Source organism: Deinococcus hopiensis KR-140 (assembly GCF_900176165.1).
GTDB lineage: Bacteria > Deinococcota > Deinococci > Deinococcales > Deinococcaceae > Deinococcus > Deinococcus hopiensis.
On sequence record NZ_FWWU01000011.1, the window covers coordinates 233,602 to 250,001 of the forward strand.

The window sequence follows — 16,400 nt, forward strand, 5'->3', positions numbered from 1 at the left end:
TGGGAAGAGCGCTGCCAGCTTCCACGATGTGGACTTTCAGGGCGAGCTGACGGCCGCGCAAGGCCCGGCGGAAGGGTCCGTTGGAGCGGGCTCTCATGCTGACGCCCGTCCCATCCAGTGACGCAAGATGCCCTGTACGGCCTGCATGAACGCTTCGAATTCCAGGGGCTTCGTAACGTAAGCGTCCGCACCTGCCGCGAGGTTCAGTTCGGCATCGTGTGAGGCTGCGGAGCTGCTGAACACCACCACTGGCAACGACTTCAACGCCGAGTCGCTGCGAAGCTCCCGCAACACTTCCACGGCATTCCGGCGGGGCGTGTTGGCGTCCATCAGCACAATACCCATGGCTGGCCTGTCCATGTAAGGCCCTTCACGTTTTAGGAAGGCGAGTGCGTCCACGCCGTCCCGAACGACGTGGAGACGCACCTCCATGTCCAGGTCCGCGACGGCCTCCTGAACCAACAGCACGTCTCCCTCCATGTCCTCCACCAGCAGCACTTCAAACATCGGCGCCGCCCACGCTGGGCAGCGTGAAATGCACCGTCGTGCCCACCCCGGGCGTGGACTCAAGCCACACCCGGCCGCCGTGACGTTCCGCTATTTTGCGGACGATAGACAGCCCGAGGCCCGTTCCCTCGTATTCGTCGCGCGTATGAAGCCGCTGGAACATGCCGAACACCCGCTCGTGGTACTTCAGCGGAATGCCAATTCCATTGTCACGCACGTGGAAGTGCCAGACAGCCCCCTCCTCCTGGGCCCCCACCTGGATCTCGGGCGTCACGCCAGGCCGGCGGAACTTCACGGCGTTCCCTATCAGATTCTGAAACAATTGTGTGAGTTCACGCTCGTCTCCCAGCACGGTGGGAGATTCAGCGACAGTGACCTGAGCGCCGGCAGCTTGAACCGCTGCGCTGATGTTGCTCAGCGCCTCCCTCAAGGGACCTTCCGTACGCACGGGCCGCAGCGGGTCACGATCGGCGTTCAGGCGCGAAAACACCAGCAGGTCGTCAATCAGCTGCTTAAGCCGCACGGTGCCCCCTATGACCATCGAGAGGTACTGCCGGCCACGGTCGTCAAGCACGTTGGCATACCGCCGCTCGATCAGCCCACTGAAACTGGCGATGGTGCGCAGCGGTTCTTGCAGGTCATGGCTGGCCACGAAGGCAAACCGCTCCAGTTCCGCGTTGCTGCGCTGGAGTTCCCGGTTGGTGGCTTCCAGCGTGTCCCTCTGCTCCTGCAGATTCGTGGCCGCTTCCGCCCGTTCCAAGGCCAGGGCGAGCGCCGCCGCGCCGCGCCTCAGCAAGTCGCGCTGCCCCTCAGACCACTCACCTCCCCCTGCCCGCCAGGCGACCACCGCACCCACCACAGGGCCATCGCTCGTCAGCACCGGTTCAATTGCGCATGCCATACCGTCGAGCCCAGGCGCGTGCTCTGGCGCGCGCGCGTAATCCTCCAGGTAGACCGGCTGGCCGGACGCCACGACCTGAGCGAGCACCGGTGTATCGGCCATGGCGCGTTCCTTCTGCTCCAGCGTAACCCGGACGACGTCAGGCACCTCACCCCAGATGGTGATGGGTTTTGCGTGAGGCCCGGCGACTGGTACCACCATCAGGGCCGTTACCCCCAGCGCAGGCCCCAGGGTTTCCAGCGCCTGCACGACCACCTCGTCAGGCAAGGTAACGACCTGCAGGGCGTCGCCCAGGGCAGCCAGCACTTCGGCGCGGCCCCGCGCCTCCTCGCGTTCCTGTTCAGCCCGTGCCCGGTCGCTGACGTTGATCGCCACGCCCACCATGCCACTCACCTGTCCGCGCTGATCCCGCATCGGCTGGTACCAGCTTTCGAGGGTGATGCCCCGCAACGTGCCGATCTCGTGGACTTCCTCGCCAGCCAACGCGCGCTTCATCGGCTCCAGCACCTCCGGCACCTGGCGGTAGAGGTCAAGGGCATTCTGTCCGACCAGTTCGTTGGGCTGCCGGCCCAGCGCGGAAAGCGCGGCACCGGCCGAAATAAGGTAGTGGCCCTCGGCGTCCAGGGCGAACAGAATCAGCGGCGCGCTGGACACCACCGCCTGCAAGACGGCGGCGAGGCGACGTTCCTCACTGATGATGCGGCCCTCGGGAATCAGCAAGATCACCTCGCCCCGCTCATCGCGCACGGGCTTGAGGGAGAAGTCGATGGTGGCGGCGTGACCACCCGCATCCAGGATGTCCACGTCGTAGCGCACCGTCTCACCCGCTGCAGCTCGGCGCAGGGCGTCACGCAGTTCCTGACGGCCCTCCTCGGAATGCCGCCACCATGGCCCAGCCCAGAAAGGTTGACCGATCACCTCGTGCGGCTGCGTTCCCGCAAATTCGAGGGCGGTGCGGTTCGCCTCGATGAGCCTGCCTTCTGGATCAAGCAGGCCAATCAGCTGAAACTGGCTGTCGAAGATGCTCCGGAAGCGCCGCTCGCTCTCCTGGAGGTCGCGCGTCCGTTCCTGGATTCGGTGCTCCAGGAACGCATTGAGGTCCTGCAAGGTCCGCTGGGCCTCCACCTGCTCGGTGATGTCCGTATGCACCCCCACCCACTCCCGGAGACTGCCGTCCCCGTTCAGGACGGGCACGGCGCGTACATGGAAGTGACGGTAGATGCCGCCTCCAGCGCAGACGCGGTGTTCGACCTCGAAAGTTGTGCGGCCCGCGACGGCGTGCCGCCACGCTTCCAGGGTAAAGGCGCGATCGTCCGGATGGAGGGCTGCTGACCAGCCGTACCCCTCGTACTCGCCGCGCGTCTGCCCAGTCAGCGCGGCCCAGCCAGGCTGCTCACCGAGCATCTCGCCACCAGGGCTGTTCGTCCAGACGACCTGCCGGGTCGCGTCGATAAGCGAGCGGTACCGCTGCTCGCTGTGGTCGGCCGCCTCATGCAACTGGGCATTGTCCAGCGCGAGCGCCGCCCGGCCCGCCAGCGCCTGGGCCAATTCCAGGTCGGCCTCGCCGTACATCCGGGACGGGTGCGTCGTGGCGAGGCCCAGCACTCCGATGTTCCGGCCATGGATGGTGAGCGGCACATTCATCACCGAGTGGAGGCCCATGACGTAGAACGCGTCACGAAGCTCGCTCTCGGGCAGCGCGTCCATGATGCCGGGCGGAACGGTGGGCACCAGCACAGGATGACCGGTCTGCAGCACCCAGGCGGGCGAGCCGGGCGCCTCTGGGTCATGCGGGACCTGGGCCAGGAACCAGTGCAGCAGCTTCACTTTCTCAGGGTCTGGGTGGGCCGCCGCAACGGCGACCATCCGACCGGTATCGTCCGGCAGGTATACGGCAGCCCAGTCCGCGACATGCTGGATGGCCAGCGCCGTGATCCGTTCCAACGTCGCCGTGACGTCGAGCGACTTGGCAAGGGCAGTGCCGGCCTCGGCCAGCAAGGCGGCCCGCGCGTGCGCGGCATGCTCGGCGTCGTACTGCCGGGCGCGCCGCAACGCCTGGCTGCTGACCTCGACCAGGGCCAGAAGGTGTGGTCGCCGGTCGGGCGTGATGTCCTCCTCCTGCTCGAACGAGAGGGCCAGGCAGCCCAGCACCTGTCCGCTGGCAATCAGGGGAAGTGCGGCCACCGCGTGGGTACCGGGCCCGAGCAGAGGCAGGACTGGAGCGTGGTCCCGGCGCAGATCATCCAGGGACGCAAAGACCGGCCGCTTGGTCCGGATGGCCGCCACCTCTGGAAAGTGTTCGTCTACCGGGAAGCGGCGCCACGAAAATTCAAAGGCCTGGCCGTGGCCGGCGGTTCCCACCGTGTACAGCGTCGCTCCATCCACCACCTTGATCAGACTCGCCCCGCAGGCGGCCGCGGCAGGCACAACCTGCTGCAAGATGATGGCCTCGACGTCGTTCGCAGTCACTGCCCCGGCGAGGGCCGCCGTGACGGCCTGGAGGTGGCGGAGCCGATTCATTTCCGGGAGAAGCCCTGCCGGGACAGCACCTTCGGAGGTCATGATGGGCGCCGTCCTCTCCTGCTGAACATCCCGCCCCAGGGACGCGCCACCACAAGCTGCGTGGGAGCCGCTCCACGACCTTGAACGGTAACAGCGCTTCTGGAGGCAAGTTCAAACATGCTCTCGCTGAAGGTGACGTTCACACCCAGGTGAGCAAGCGTAACGTCATTGGGCAGGAAAGGCACACCGCATTCTAGGCCCCTGTGCAAAGCACAAAGGAACGGTGCCAGTGCCTGGCTGCCCTGAGCTCAGGTGATCAACTCGCCGGAATACCCTCACCGGGTCAGAAGCGCCCGAGTGCTGGGAAGCGCTTGGAGAACGTCCCAGCAGGATAGGGGCAGCGACACGGTCTGAAGCGCGCCTGTACTCAACCACACTGCCAGGAGGAGGCCCAAGGGATCTACAGCGGTGGGTCCCTCCGTCCGTTCCTCTTTTTTGCCTGCGTTCACCCCACGCTGTCCCCCGTGGGGGACAGCGGAGCGTTTGGGCATCAAGGACGCCCGGCGCTGGATTGTGAGCTACGCCCCCCGTTGTGCCATGTTCTCCTTCTAAGGAAGCGGTTAACTGCTTTCCAGGGAGGTTACGTCAGGAACAGCCGGTTCGGTACGCATACAAGCGGGCACACATCGCCCCGTGCAGGTCTATTGTCCTGGACCTGCTGCCCGCCTCTCAGCCGGGAGCAAATTCCCTAAACTGCTCCCGGGTCAAGTCATTGGCGTACCGTTGGCGTCTCATCAACAACAGGGGGCCGGCCTCTGGCCCGCTGCGCTCCCCACGCGCTTGTAAAACGCGCTCTGATACGGTTTCCGTATCAGCCCTCCCCTCCCCTCTGCTGCGCAGCTTTGCAGGTCCGCTCCGCTTTGGTGATTTCACGCCTCGCCTTTACCGTTTTTCCTGCTCACTCCGCCTGGGTTAATCCATTGTGAAATATCCGCTTAACCCGAATCTTTACGAGTTGCCAGACCCCAAAACTATGCTGTCTGGTTGCGGCCGGGCAGGAAGTGAACCGTGAACACGGTGCCTCGGCCCACCTCCGTTTGTACTTCTACGGAGCCGCCAAAGTGACCCCCGACAATGTCGTGGATAATGCTGAGGCCCAGGCCGGTTCCTTTCCCGACGTCTTTGGTGGTAAACATGGGATCGAAAATTTTACCGACGATCTCCGCTGGAATCCCGGTACCGTTATCCTCCACCTGAAGGCAGACGTTGTCCCCGAGACTGACCAGGCGGACGACGACGTTTCCAGGGCGTTCAACCGCTTCACAGGCGTGAATCGCGTTGATGACCAGGTTGGTCAACACCTGTGTAAAACGGCCGGGCTCACCCCACAGACTTAACCTGACGGTGGGAATTTCGAGTCGAAGTTCAACCTGACTTCTGAGCGCCTGGTGGGCGAGCATGGCCAGCGTATCGGCGGCAAGTTTGGCAGGATCGAACTCACTGGTTCCGCTGACACTGCCCCGGGTATGGCTGCGCATCTGACGAATGAACTCACCGATGCGGTTGGTGGCCTTCGTTGCGTCTTTGAGGGCTTGCAGGGCCTCGCCAGCAATCGCCGCATGGTCTTCCGGCGTAACTGCCGGATTGCCAATGGATTCCTGGTACTCCTGAATCAGCATTTGCGCCATGCTCAGGTAATTCATGGTGGCGGCCAGCGGAGTATTGATTTCATGGGCCAGTCCAGCGGTGAGCCGCCCGAGGCTGGCCAGTTTCTCGGCAGCCAGCAGATGCGACTGGCTGGCCCTCAGCGCTTCTTCTGCCCCGATCCGGTCGGTGATGTCATGCGAGTTGAGTACAATCCCCCGGACGTCCGGATCACTCAGGAGGTTTGTCATGAGCCCTTCGAACCATCGTCCTTCGCCCAGGGCCGTGCGGAGGCGGTAACGGGGGCGCAAAGTGGTGGCTGGTCCATCGGCGATCAGTTGGGTGATCTGCCGACGAACCTCACCGTGATGTTCTGGAGAGAGGTAGGTCAGCAGGTCTTGCCCCGTCATTTCCTGTGCCGTATATCCCACCATCGCCCTGGCTGAGGCGCTGACGTACCGGATGCTTCCCTCGGCGTCGAGAACCAAAATCAGATCAGAGGCGTTTTGCACCAGTGAGCGGAAGCGCCTCTCGCTCTGTTGCAAATGTTCGTGTGCCACCTGCAGCGCCCTCTCCGCGTTGGTGCGTTCGGTCACTTCCGCTTTCAGCCGGGCCGTACGGGCCTGAACTTCCAGTTCGAGCTGCTCCGCGTGACGCCGGAGCGCTTCTTGCTGCGTCGCCAGTTGAATGGCCCGTCCGAGCGCACTGTAAAGCACTGCCTCGTCACCGGCATCGAAGCCCGAAGGACAGTACCATAGCCAACCGAACAGCCGGTCTCCAACGGCCAGCGGCGTAACGGTGCGGTGCCCGGAGCGCCACTCCGCAGCCAGTTCACTGGGCAGCAGTTGCTCCAGTGGAAAAGGGTCCGTGTTCGGCAGTGGTATTCCCCGGTGTGCCGTTACCTGCGCCGTGTTGCCCGCCGTATCCGTCTGCACCAGCAGGTAGCGGGTGATCTTCATGCGGCTGAGGTAATCCTCAATCTGTTCCAGGAGCTGTGTGGGCGTTTCGGTACTGAACAGCTGGGGGCTCCACGTGGAGTTGTACAGGTCTTGCAGACGCTGCTCCTCGTGCGACATTTGAAACGCGCGAAAAAGGACGTCGTACGCGGACATCTTCAACTGGTTGAATGTCAGCAGCGTGGCAGCGTCCAAATCAGGCTCCACTTGACGAATCCAGAACGTCAGGAGGTCGTGCCACCGGGAGAACGCCTCGTTTCGGTAGACGCCCGTCAGCAGCCTGCTCTGCCAGAAGTCAATAAAAGGAGACAGGGCGTTGCGCTCAAGCGACTCCCGCAGCTGGGCCAGTCCGTCCTGCTCCAGGGCGTGCCACACAGCGGGAAGCGGCCGACGTGCGGCCCCCCCGAGAAGCGGGGGCATGCCAGCGGACTCGCGTACCACCACCTGACTCCGCACCCGCACTTCGTCAGGAAGCGCCTGACCCTGCATCAGGTCAAGCAGCGCCTGGGCCGCCATCTCACCCTGTTCGAGGATGGGTTGGCGGACCGTGGTCAGGGCGGGCAGCACATATTGGAACTGGGGACTGTCGTCGAAACCCGTCACAGCGATATCGTCAGGCACCCTCAGTCCGCGGCGGTGAATCGCCTGGATGCAGCCCGCGGCCATCTCGTCGTTCGCGCACACCACGGCCTGAATGTCGGCCCCCTGGCCTATCAGGAGGTCGAGTTCGTCCCTGGCGGTTTGAACGGAATACTGCCCTGTCAGCATCCATTCCTCCCTGACGGGCAGGCCACGCCCGTACAGCACGTCCCGGAAGATTCGTTCGCGTTCCTCGGAATCGGGGTTCCCGACGGTTCCCCGCATGAAGGCCAGCCGGGAATAACCTTGTTCGTCAATCAGGTACGCCATCAGTTGCTGCATTCCACTGGCATTGTCCGTCCCAATGGTGGTGAGGCCGGGAATTGCCCGGCCAATACCAACGGCGGGCATGGAACCCAGGGCCTCGACGAAGGTCCTGACTTCCGAGTCTGAGCGGGATGCCGTGAGGGCGGCCGAGAGCAGAATGACGCCCTGGTGGTGCCGCGGGTGAATACGAGCGAAAATTTGATTGGGAGCCGAAAGGGGCAGCTGGAGATCACGGCCGACATACACGGTACTCGCCCACCCGCGGCTGTCCAGTTTCTGCTGGATCCCCTGAATCACCACCGTCTGATAGGGATGGAGGTGATTGGTCAGGATGGCGACGTTTCCTGCGGTGTGGTGTGGGAATGGGCGGTCTATCCTGTTGCTCACGACGGCCTCCAGTGTAGGGAGAGAAGCTTACAGGACTCTCGTCACCTGCGGCAGCGCCGCCCCGCTTCCGCACGCTTGAAGCAGGCCGCCGTGACAGCGGTGCCTTCCACCTGCCGTTCATCGGTGGCGACATTCGAAAAGGCCGCTCGCTTTGCCCCTCTACGGCGTGTAGGCAAAGGGTTGAGCTTTGAGACCGTACGAGTAAAATTTCGTGCTGTGGCGGGAAGAAATCAGTGATACACAGTGGGAACGTCCCCCTGCCCCTCTTGCCCCCCCTGCTCGGCCTGGGACGTCCATATTTGAACCACCGCCCGATCGTCAGTGGGATCCTGTGGGTGCTGCGAACGGGTGCTCCCTGGCGTGACGTCCCAGAGCGGTTCGGCAAATGGACGACCATCGCCAGCCGCTTCCGTCGCTGGATTGCTCAGGGCATTTGGCAACAGGTCTGGGCTGAACTTCAACGCCAGGCTGACCTGGAAGGTCAGCTCGACTGGTCGATGCACTTCGTAGACGGCACGGTGGTGCGTGCGCATCATTGTGCGGCTGGCGCACGAGGAGGACAGGAAGGCGAAGCGCTGGGACGGTCACGAGGCGGCTTCAGTACCAAGATCCATCTTCGTGCTGAAGGGCAAGGAAAGCCGATGGCATTCGTCCTGAGTGGTGGGGAACGCCATGAGTCGAAATACCTGCAACCTCTAATGGAGACAGGTGCCGTTATTCGGGCAGGACGAGGACGTCCCCGGATTCGTCCTGATCGCTTGGTGGGCGATAAGGGTTACAGCTACACAACCGTCCGCAAGTACCTGCATGCTCGGGGGATTCGGGTCATCATTCCCAGGCGCAAAGATCAGGGGTCGGATATCTGTTTTGATCCTATTGCGTACAAGGAACGGAACAAGGTGGAGCGTCTCATTAATCGCTTTAAAAGCTTTAGACGCATCGCGACCCGTTATGACAAGAGAGCCCTGAGTTATGGAGGTTGGCTTACCTTGGCTGCCATTCTGCTATGGCTGTAAGCACCGCGGGTAGTACGATGCATCGACACACATTTAAGTCGTATTAGAATCGACCCGTAACTAAGAACGCTGCTTTCTCGTCGTGAGTTGCGAAGATGTAAATGGGAATTCCAGCAATAAGCATATAGTCATTCTCTTCACGGAGCTCAGGATCGCCATCAAAAAGCTTATACGCTTGTTGCATGGGACTCCCTTCTTGCAGATGAAACCTTACATAGTCATACTCCCGGATTTGAAACAAAAGCTTGTGTATGTTGTTGTCATCTTTACCCCAGTATTTTGTGGGAGTGCCACCAATTTTACTGAACTGATATCCAGCAGCTCTGGAGGATTTGCCATAAATGAACTTCTCAACCACTGGCGAAAAGGCATTGCCCTGAGGATGTTCGTCAGTATGGAGATAAAGGCGATAATCCTTTTGAAGAGCTTGTGCTTCATCTGCCAGTATGGGCGAGCTGACAGGCGTCTGCGGAAATTCTGGGACTGTACTGCCTGTGCATGAAATGCAATAGAACAGGCTCAGCAATTTTCCTGACAGCACCTCACCGACATCTACAGTGAAAAAGTAGGGCATCGGCGCCTCGCAGACCCGACAAGCAGGAGATTTACCACCAAGGTTCAGATGAGGCTGTCCGCCGCACTGCCCTATGGCCTTTGCGCCCCGTGGGGCATCTTCCGCCTGCCAAAAGACCTTCAACATTGCCGCCAGGATAGAACAGAAGGCCTCCTCAGCGACTCCAGCTACCTGGAGTCGCCCAGAGATCGCGTATCAACAGGTCGGTGCTCCAGGGAAAGACGCTCCAAGCCCTGAAGGGGTAGCAAGAGGCGCTCCAGATCCAGATATTCCCTCGAATCCAAACTCCAAGTTCTACCCTTGGCCTACACGCCGTAGGCGCCGGTGTAGTCCACGCCCCTTGGAACCACAAGGCAGCGGAAAACCCGGCACCCCCGACCCCGGCAGGGTCCGCGGGCGCGCTCCACGCCGGTAGCCCCGGAGCGCATTGAGCAGCACCCCCGCGCGGGGTTTGAGGCCTTTCCCCCAAACCCCGCGCGAGGGTGCGCGATGAGCGTCACAGGCGGTGTTGACCTCCCGCAACGCCTCCGCCGGGGTGTGAAGGCCAGCTCCTGCGGCACGAACAGCGAGGTGAAGCCCACTCCCTCGCCGGTGAGGCCTGCCAGCACCAGCCCGCCCCGGGGCAAACAGGAGCTGGCCCCACATCACACGCTGCGAGCGCGCGCCGTTCGTGTTGGGCATGGTCCGGCCCCACGCCTGGGGCCGGACCATGCCCAACACGTAAAAGACCAGCAGCAGTCCCTCTCGCCAGCCGTACAGGGGATCAAAGTGGCCGTCGCCCAGAAACAGGAAAAGCTTAGGAAGCCCGGGCCGCCCCGCAGCCTCAGGGTGTCCCGCGCCCAGGCCTCTGCGCGCCGCAACCCCAGAGACCTCAAGAGTGGCGGGACGTTCGGGCGTACCGGGCACTCTGGGCCTCTACGCCCTTTCCGCCTACCTCTGGCGGGGGCCGTCCACGGTGGACACGTCCTGGCCATTCGGCGGGGAGTCAATCCCGGCAACGGCAAACTCGCACTCCCGGCGGCTTTCTGGACGTGCGCCAGCCGCTTCTCAGGTCCGCCATCCGTAAACTGCGCGAGGAAACGGGCCCCGGCATGATGTTTGAGGTCCGCGGCTGGACGCACCACCTCGCTGGACGAGAGACCTTCGATCACCCGGACCGCTCCCTGCGTGGCCGCGCCATCACGACGGCCTTCTACTTCGACCTCGGCGTGGGCGCACTGACGGGTGTCTGCGGGCAGGACGCCGCCGAGGCCCTTTGGGTTCCTATCTCCCAGGCGCTGGGCACGCCGCGCGAGTGGTTCGAGGACCGTCACGCTAGCGCCGAAGCCTTTGTGCTGATCCCCAGTATGGGCCGCCCCGGCTTACCACACCTCACGCACCTGCGCTGAAGAAGCAGACCCAGCGCCAACGCAGGCAAGCTTGGCAATGGAGCCACAGGCTGATGTCCAAGGGGTTAAATACACCGCACCTCACGTTGCGACTTTTCAGGAGGGCACCGAAAAGTCTCCACTCCCGGTGGGCTGCACTTTCTCCGCTTCTCACTCCGCTCGGTTGATCTAAAGATTAACTACGGTGTACTTAAGTGAGGACTTTTTGTCCTTGCACTTTGGTCTGAATTTCGCGTTTTAACGAGAGATAGTCCATGTGGAAAACTCGCAGTCCTTCCGTCAACTTTTCACCTGCCATCTGGTTCTCCAGAAGAGACCAGCGGAACGCCGGCTCCGTAATGGGACCTGTGGGGGGTGTGGCCGCCTGGGCTGAACCGAGCCGGCGGGTGAGCATCCCTTGGTCCTGATCCAGATCCGAGAGCAAGGTCGGGCTGACCGTGAGGCGATCGCAGCCTGCGAGCGCCTCCACCTGGGCCGCACTGCGGAAGGAAGCGCCCATAACGGCGGTCGCGTACCCTTGGCTTTTAAAGTGCGTGTAGATCCGGCGAACGCTGCCCACGCCGGGGTCGTCGTCTACTGGGTAAGAATTCCGTCCTTCAGCCTTCTTGTACCAATCCGTGATTCGGCCGACGAAGGGCGAGATGAGAAAGACTCCTGCCTGAGCGCAGGCAACGGCCTGTTCCAGGCTGAAGACCAGGGTGAGATTGCAGCGAATGCCTTCCCGCTCCAACACTTCCGCTGCCCGAATCCCTTCCCAGGTGGCCGCCAGTTTAATCAGCACCCGCTCTCGGTCCACACCCCACTTCTCATACCTCTCGATGAGTGCCCGCGCTTTGGTCACCATCGCTGTCACATCGAATGACAGCATGGCGTCGACTTCCGTCGAGACATCACCGGGGACAAGCTTCGTCAACTCCACTCCGAAGCGCACTGCAAGTGTATCGAGCATCTCTTCCGTGCGCTCTCCCCGGCGAGCGCAGTCGGTTACCACTTCATTGACGAGCTCCGCAGATTCCGGCTGCCGAGCCGCTTTGAGGATCAGGGACGGATTGGTGGTGCAGTCTCTCGGTCGGTACTGGGAGATGGCCGTGAAATCTCCCGTGTCGGCGACAACCACTGAGAATTTTCGGAGCTGCTCGAGTTTACTGGGCATATTGTGATTCCCTTTCCACACAGCGTTCAAAGGCGTGACGAGCGGCGTGAACGATGTTCTCCACCGTGATTTTGAATTCCTCAGTCAAGACGCGCGGCACGTTCGCCAGGTCTCACGCGTTTGTGGTTGAAGCGGTTGACATGGTTTCTCCTGCTTGTTCTGCCCTGGGTGCGTCCCCAGTGGGAGATGGGCGTACCCTTCCCCCTCTTTGGCTTTCCGGGCGCAGGTCCAGGGCAGAACCACAAAGCATCAAAGCGAGAGAAAAAATGCTCCTGCATATCCTCTCCCGCTTTGACCCTTCGCCAAAGGCCCCATACCGTGCCCCTTGGCACGCTTGAAAGGCTTGTACACCCGGGGTTCTCCCCAACGTCGGGATTGTCCTTATGCCGTCCTTCGCCTTAAACGCGCAACCCTTGTCCAAGGACGTAATACAAGTCGTTCAGGCGCAGGTTGCCCTTGAAGTCGCGCAGACGCGTGTCAGCGTCGATTACCGCAAGCTCCACCCCCGCAATGGCGGCAAAGTCCTCCATGTGCTCGGTCGTGACCGAATAGCTGTACCCGGTGTGGTGCGCGCCCCCGGCATAGATCCATGCAGCGCAGGCCGTCTTGAAATCCGGCAGACATTCCCATACCGCCCGCGCAACGGGCAAATTCGGTAACTCCGGGTGCTCTACCGACTCCACCTCGTTCACGATGAGCCGGAAGCGGCTGCCAAGGTCCACGAGCGAAGCGTTGATGGCCCGGCCTTTTTGCGCGCCGAACACCAGGCGCGCTGGGTCTTCCTTGCCCCCGATGCCCAAAGGGTGAACTTCTACGCGGGGTCTACCCACCGCGATGCTCGGGCAGATTTCCAGCATGTGTGACCCCAGCACCTGGTGCCTCCCGGGTTCGAGGTGATAGGTGTAATCCTCCATAAAGGAGGTTCCGCCGGGCAGGCCGTGCGCCATCACCTTCATGGCGCGGACCAGGGCTGCTGTTTTCCAGTCGCCCTCTCCCCCGAAGCCGTAGCCGTCGGCCATCAGCCTCTGGGTGGCGATACCGGGAAGTTGCGCGAGACCATGCAGGTCCTCGAAGGTGTCCGTGAAGCCCTTAAAGCCCCCTTCGTCCAGAAAGGCCCGCATTCCAAGTTCAATCCGTGCAGCCTCGCGCAGGGACGGCGCCCGTTCGCCTCCGGGGAGCAGGTCCGGCGCGACTTCATACTCGTCTGCGTACGTTGCGATCAGCGCGTCTACCTCAGTTGCAACCACGGCCTGCACCCGCTCAACCAGGTCGCCGACGGCGTACGTATTCACCTCGAAGCCGAAGCGCAGTTCCGCACTGACCTTGTCGCCTTCAGTCACGGCGACGTAGCGCATGTTGTCACCGAAGCGGGCGAAACGGGCGCCCTGAAGGTCCGACCAGGCCCAGACCGCCCGCGCCCATACGCCCAGCCGCTCCTGCACCTCGGGATCGCTCCAGTGCCCCACCACGACCTTGCGCTCCAACCGCATTCGGGTATGCAAAAAGCCCGCCTCGCGGTCACCGTGCGCGGCCTGGTTGAGGTTCATGAAATCCATGTCGATCTCGTTCCACGGCAACTCCCGGTTGAACTGGGTGTGCAGGTGGCAGAAGGGCTTTTTCAGAGCGCTCAGGCCACCGATCCACATCTTGGAGGGCGAGAAGGTATGCATCCAAAGGACCAGACCGGCACACTGGGGGTCGCCGTTTGCCTCCAGGCACAGCTGGCGAATTTCCTGGGGTGTCGTCAGGACCCCTTTGAAGACCACGTCGAGGGGAATGGAGCCGCTGCCGTCCAGGCCACGCGCGACCTGTTGGGCGTTGCTGCCGACCTGCGCGAGCGTTTCAGGGCCGTAAAGATGCTGAGAACCGCAGACAAACCAGAGTTGGGGACGAGCAAGGTGTTTCAAGGGCGTGTTTCCTTTCGGGAGTAGGGGCGGACCGTTTCGGCGGGGGCGTTGGAGAGAAGGGTGAGAAACGTCTTTGTCGAGGCGTGCCCGGTTCCCCTCTTCGTCCAGTGGTCTTGGCATCACACCGAAGGAGTGGTCTTAGCGCTGACCGTAGACGTTGGTGTAGCGGTCATAGAGCGAGTCAATGTGTTCCTGGGCGAGGGGCTGCACGTTCCCGAGTTGATGGGCCAGGAAGACCGTGCGTGCGACGTCCTCACACATCACGGCGGCCTTGAGTGCGGCCCTTGGGCTTGGTCCGATGGTGAACACTCCGTGGTTTTTGAGGATGATGGCGGGGCTGCGGTGCCCCTTGAGGACGCGCACCACCTCCGCACCAATCTCCTCACCGCCGATGAGGGCGAAGCCGCCGCAGGGAATCGGGCCTCCGAACTCGTCGGCCATCGCGGTCAGGACGCAGGGGATCTCGCGGGCATTGGCGGCCCAGGCGGTAGCGTAGGGGCTGTGGGTATGGACGATTCCACCCACATGCGGAAGGTGGCGGTAGATGTAGGCGTGCGTGGCGGCATCGGAGGACGCGCTGAGCGTTCCTTCCAGTCGCCGGGCATGCAGGTCGGTGCGGACCATACTTTCCGGGGTGAGATCTTCAAAGGTCACGCCGCTGGGTTTGATGAGCATCGCGTCGCCATCGCGGGCGCTGATGTTGCCGCTGGTCCAGGTCACCAGGCCGTTTCTCGGCAACTCCTGATGCAGGGCGGTGAGTTGTTCGCGGAGTTCAACTTTATTCACGCGAGGACCTCAACTTGTCGCCCGGATTTTTCGGCCTTGGCATGCGCTTCGTCGCGCAGACGCTTGAGGACCTTCATGGTGGGTTCGGCGCGGCCGAACAGGTCGTGAAGCGTTCGGTACTCGTTGTACAGCCGCGTGTAGAGGTGGTGCCTGTGCGGGTCGGGGACGAAGGCGTTCTTGCGGACCTTGCTCATGTTCCGCGCGGCCGCCTGGATGTCGGGATAGAGTTCAGCAGCGACAGCAGCGTGCATGGCACTTCCCAGAGCCGGGGCTTCGGCGCTGTCGGCAACGCTGAGGGGTTTGCCAAGAACGTCCGCGTAGATCTGCATCAGCGCCGGGTTCTTGATAAGTCCGCCCGCCGCGATAAATTCGTGAACGGGAACGCCCGAGGATTCAAAGGTCTCAACGATGACGCGGGCACCAAATGCCGTGGCCTCCACAAGCGCGCGGTAGATGTCCTCGGGACGGGTGGCGAGGGTCAGGCCAACAATCAGCCCGCTCAGGTCGGCGTCCACAAGGACCGACCGGTTGCCGTTCAGCCAGTCGAGCGCAAGGAGGCCGTGCGCGCCGACTTCCTGATCCTTACTGAGGTCCGTCAGGAGTTCATGCAGGCTGAGGCCCCTCTTGTCAGCGAGCACCTGGTATTCGGCAGGCACGGCGTTCTGGACGAACCAGGCGAAGATATCCCCCACCCCGCTTTGCCCGGCCTCGTAGCCGTAAGTCCCCGGCAGAATGCCGCCGTCGACCACGCCGCACATGCCGGGCACGTTGGTGAGGGTGTCACCATTCATGACGTGGCAGGTGGAGGTCCCCATGATGGCCACGAGTTGCCCACTCTTGACCGCTCCAACCGCGGGCGCTGTGACGTGAGCGTCTACATTTCCGACTGCCACGGCGATGCCGGGTTGCAATCCCGTTAAGCGTGCCGCTTCTGCTGTCAGGTCGCCGGCACGGCTTCCAAGGGGATACAGGTCACGGGAGAATTTCTCCTCGATGACGTCTGCAAAGTCAGGATTCAACGCAGCGAAGAAGTCCTTGGGAGGGTACACGCCATCCTGGTAGATGGCTTTATAGCCGGCAGTGCAGACATTGCGCATCTCGCGTCCGCACAGTTGCCACACCACCCAGTCGGTGGCTTCAATAAAGCGCGCTGCGGCCCGGTAGACCTCGGGCGCCTCTTCGAGGAGTTGCAGCGCTTTGGCGATCGCCCACTCACTGGAAATTTTTCCACCGTAACGGGGGAGCCAGGACTCTCCACGCCGCTCCGCCAGAGCGTTGATGCGGTCAGCTTGTGGCTGAGCGGCGTGGTGTTTCCACAACTTGACGTACGCGTGCGGTTCATCCTGGAACTGCGGAAGAAAGCACAGCGGCGTGCCCTCGGCGGTCGTGGGCAACACGGTACATGCCGTGAAGTCGATGGCGATGCCGACGATCAGAGAGGGATCAATGCCACTGGTCTGCAGAAGGGTCGGAACCGTGTTTTTCAAGACGTCGAGGTAGTCCTGGGGATGTTGTAGCGCCCATTCGGGAGGAAGAGAGACGTTCCCACCTGGAAGGGAGTCCGACATCACCGCGTGTGGATAGACGTGAATAGCGCTGGCGATTTCGCTCCCATCATTGGTGCGGACGAGAACAGCACGGCCGGAGAGAGTCCCGTAGTCAACGCCTATGGTGTAAGTCTCGTTCATTGACATTTCCTTCTTTCTTGAGGCTTCGCGGGGTTGGATGTGTCTCACTGCTATTTCAGGGGATGGAATTGAACATTCACCACTC

At 62.2% G+C, this 16,400-nt stretch carries 8 protein-coding genes and 2 pseudogenes; 2 read left to right on the forward strand and 8 right to left on the reverse strand.

Going from position 1 to position 16,400, the window contains the following annotated elements:
• Nucleotides 1-93 precede the first annotated feature (93 nt).
• From B9A95_RS31010 to B9A95_RS31020, 3 genes are all read right to left on the reverse strand, one after another.
• Nucleotides 94-507, reverse strand: coding sequence for a response regulator (locus B9A95_RS31010; RefSeq protein ID WP_084051430.1), 414 nt, complete (start codon nt 505-507; stop codon nt 94-96).
• Nucleotides 500-3,970 (reverse strand): PAS domain-containing protein, encoded by a 3,471-nt coding sequence (locus B9A95_RS31015; protein WP_084051431.1) that lies wholly within the window; start codon nt 3,968-3,970, stop codon nt 500-502. The genes B9A95_RS31010 and B9A95_RS31015 overlap by 8 nt, the downstream gene beginning before the upstream one ends.
• 971 nt (nt 3,971-4,941) lie before the next feature.
• Nucleotides 4,942-7,803 (reverse strand): substrate-binding domain-containing protein, encoded by a 2,862-nt coding sequence (locus tag B9A95_RS31020; protein ID WP_084051432.1) that lies wholly within the window; start codon nt 7,801-7,803, stop codon nt 4,942-4,944.
• Between the two features lie 214 nt (nt 7,804-8,017).
• Here B9A95_RS31020 and B9A95_RS31025 point away from each other — a divergent pair.
• Nucleotides 8,018-8,819 (forward strand): annotated as a pseudogene (locus B9A95_RS31025) (IS5 family transposase).
• 43 nt (nt 8,820-8,862) lie between these two features.
• On the opposite strand, the gene B9A95_RS33015 reads toward B9A95_RS31025, so the two are convergent.
• Nucleotides 8,863-9,519 carry a hypothetical protein gene (locus B9A95_RS33015; protein ID WP_139807190.1) on the reverse strand — a complete coding sequence of 219 codons (657 nt, stop codon included), beginning with the start codon at nt 9,517-9,519 and terminating at the stop codon, nt 8,863-8,865.
• An 890-nt stretch (nt 9,520-10,409) separates the two neighbouring features.
• Here B9A95_RS33015 and B9A95_RS31030 point away from each other — a divergent pair.
• A pseudogene (locus B9A95_RS31030) lies at nt 10,410-10,781 on the forward strand (hypothetical protein); the annotation flags it as partial.
• Between the two features lie 190 nt (nt 10,782-10,971).
• Here the strand turns inward: B9A95_RS31030 and tal are convergent.
• The 4 genes from tal to araB form a co-directional block, all read right to left on the reverse strand.
• Nucleotides 10,972-11,934 carry a transaldolase gene (gene tal / locus B9A95_RS31035; protein WP_084051434.1) on the reverse strand — a complete coding sequence of 321 codons (963 nt, stop codon included), beginning with the start codon at nt 11,932-11,934 and terminating at the stop codon, nt 10,972-10,974.
• A 398-nt stretch (nt 11,935-12,332) separates the two neighbouring features.
• Nucleotides 12,333-13,841: an L-arabinose isomerase gene (araA, locus tag B9A95_RS31040; protein WP_084051435.1), complete on the reverse strand. Its 1,509-nt coding sequence runs from the start codon at nt 13,839-13,841 to the stop codon at nt 12,333-12,335.
• A 138-nt stretch (nt 13,842-13,979) separates the two neighbouring features.
• Entirely contained in the window at nt 13,980-14,627 is a 648-nt protein-coding gene (locus tag B9A95_RS31045; RefSeq protein ID WP_084051436.1) for an L-ribulose-5-phosphate 4-epimerase, read from the reverse strand.
• Nucleotides 14,624-16,315 (reverse strand): ribulokinase, encoded by a 1,692-nt coding sequence (gene araB / locus B9A95_RS31050; RefSeq protein ID WP_084051437.1) that lies wholly within the window; start codon nt 16,313-16,315, stop codon nt 14,624-14,626. The genes B9A95_RS31045 and araB overlap by 4 nt, the downstream gene beginning before the upstream one ends.
• Nucleotides 16,316-16,400 lie beyond the last annotated feature (85 nt).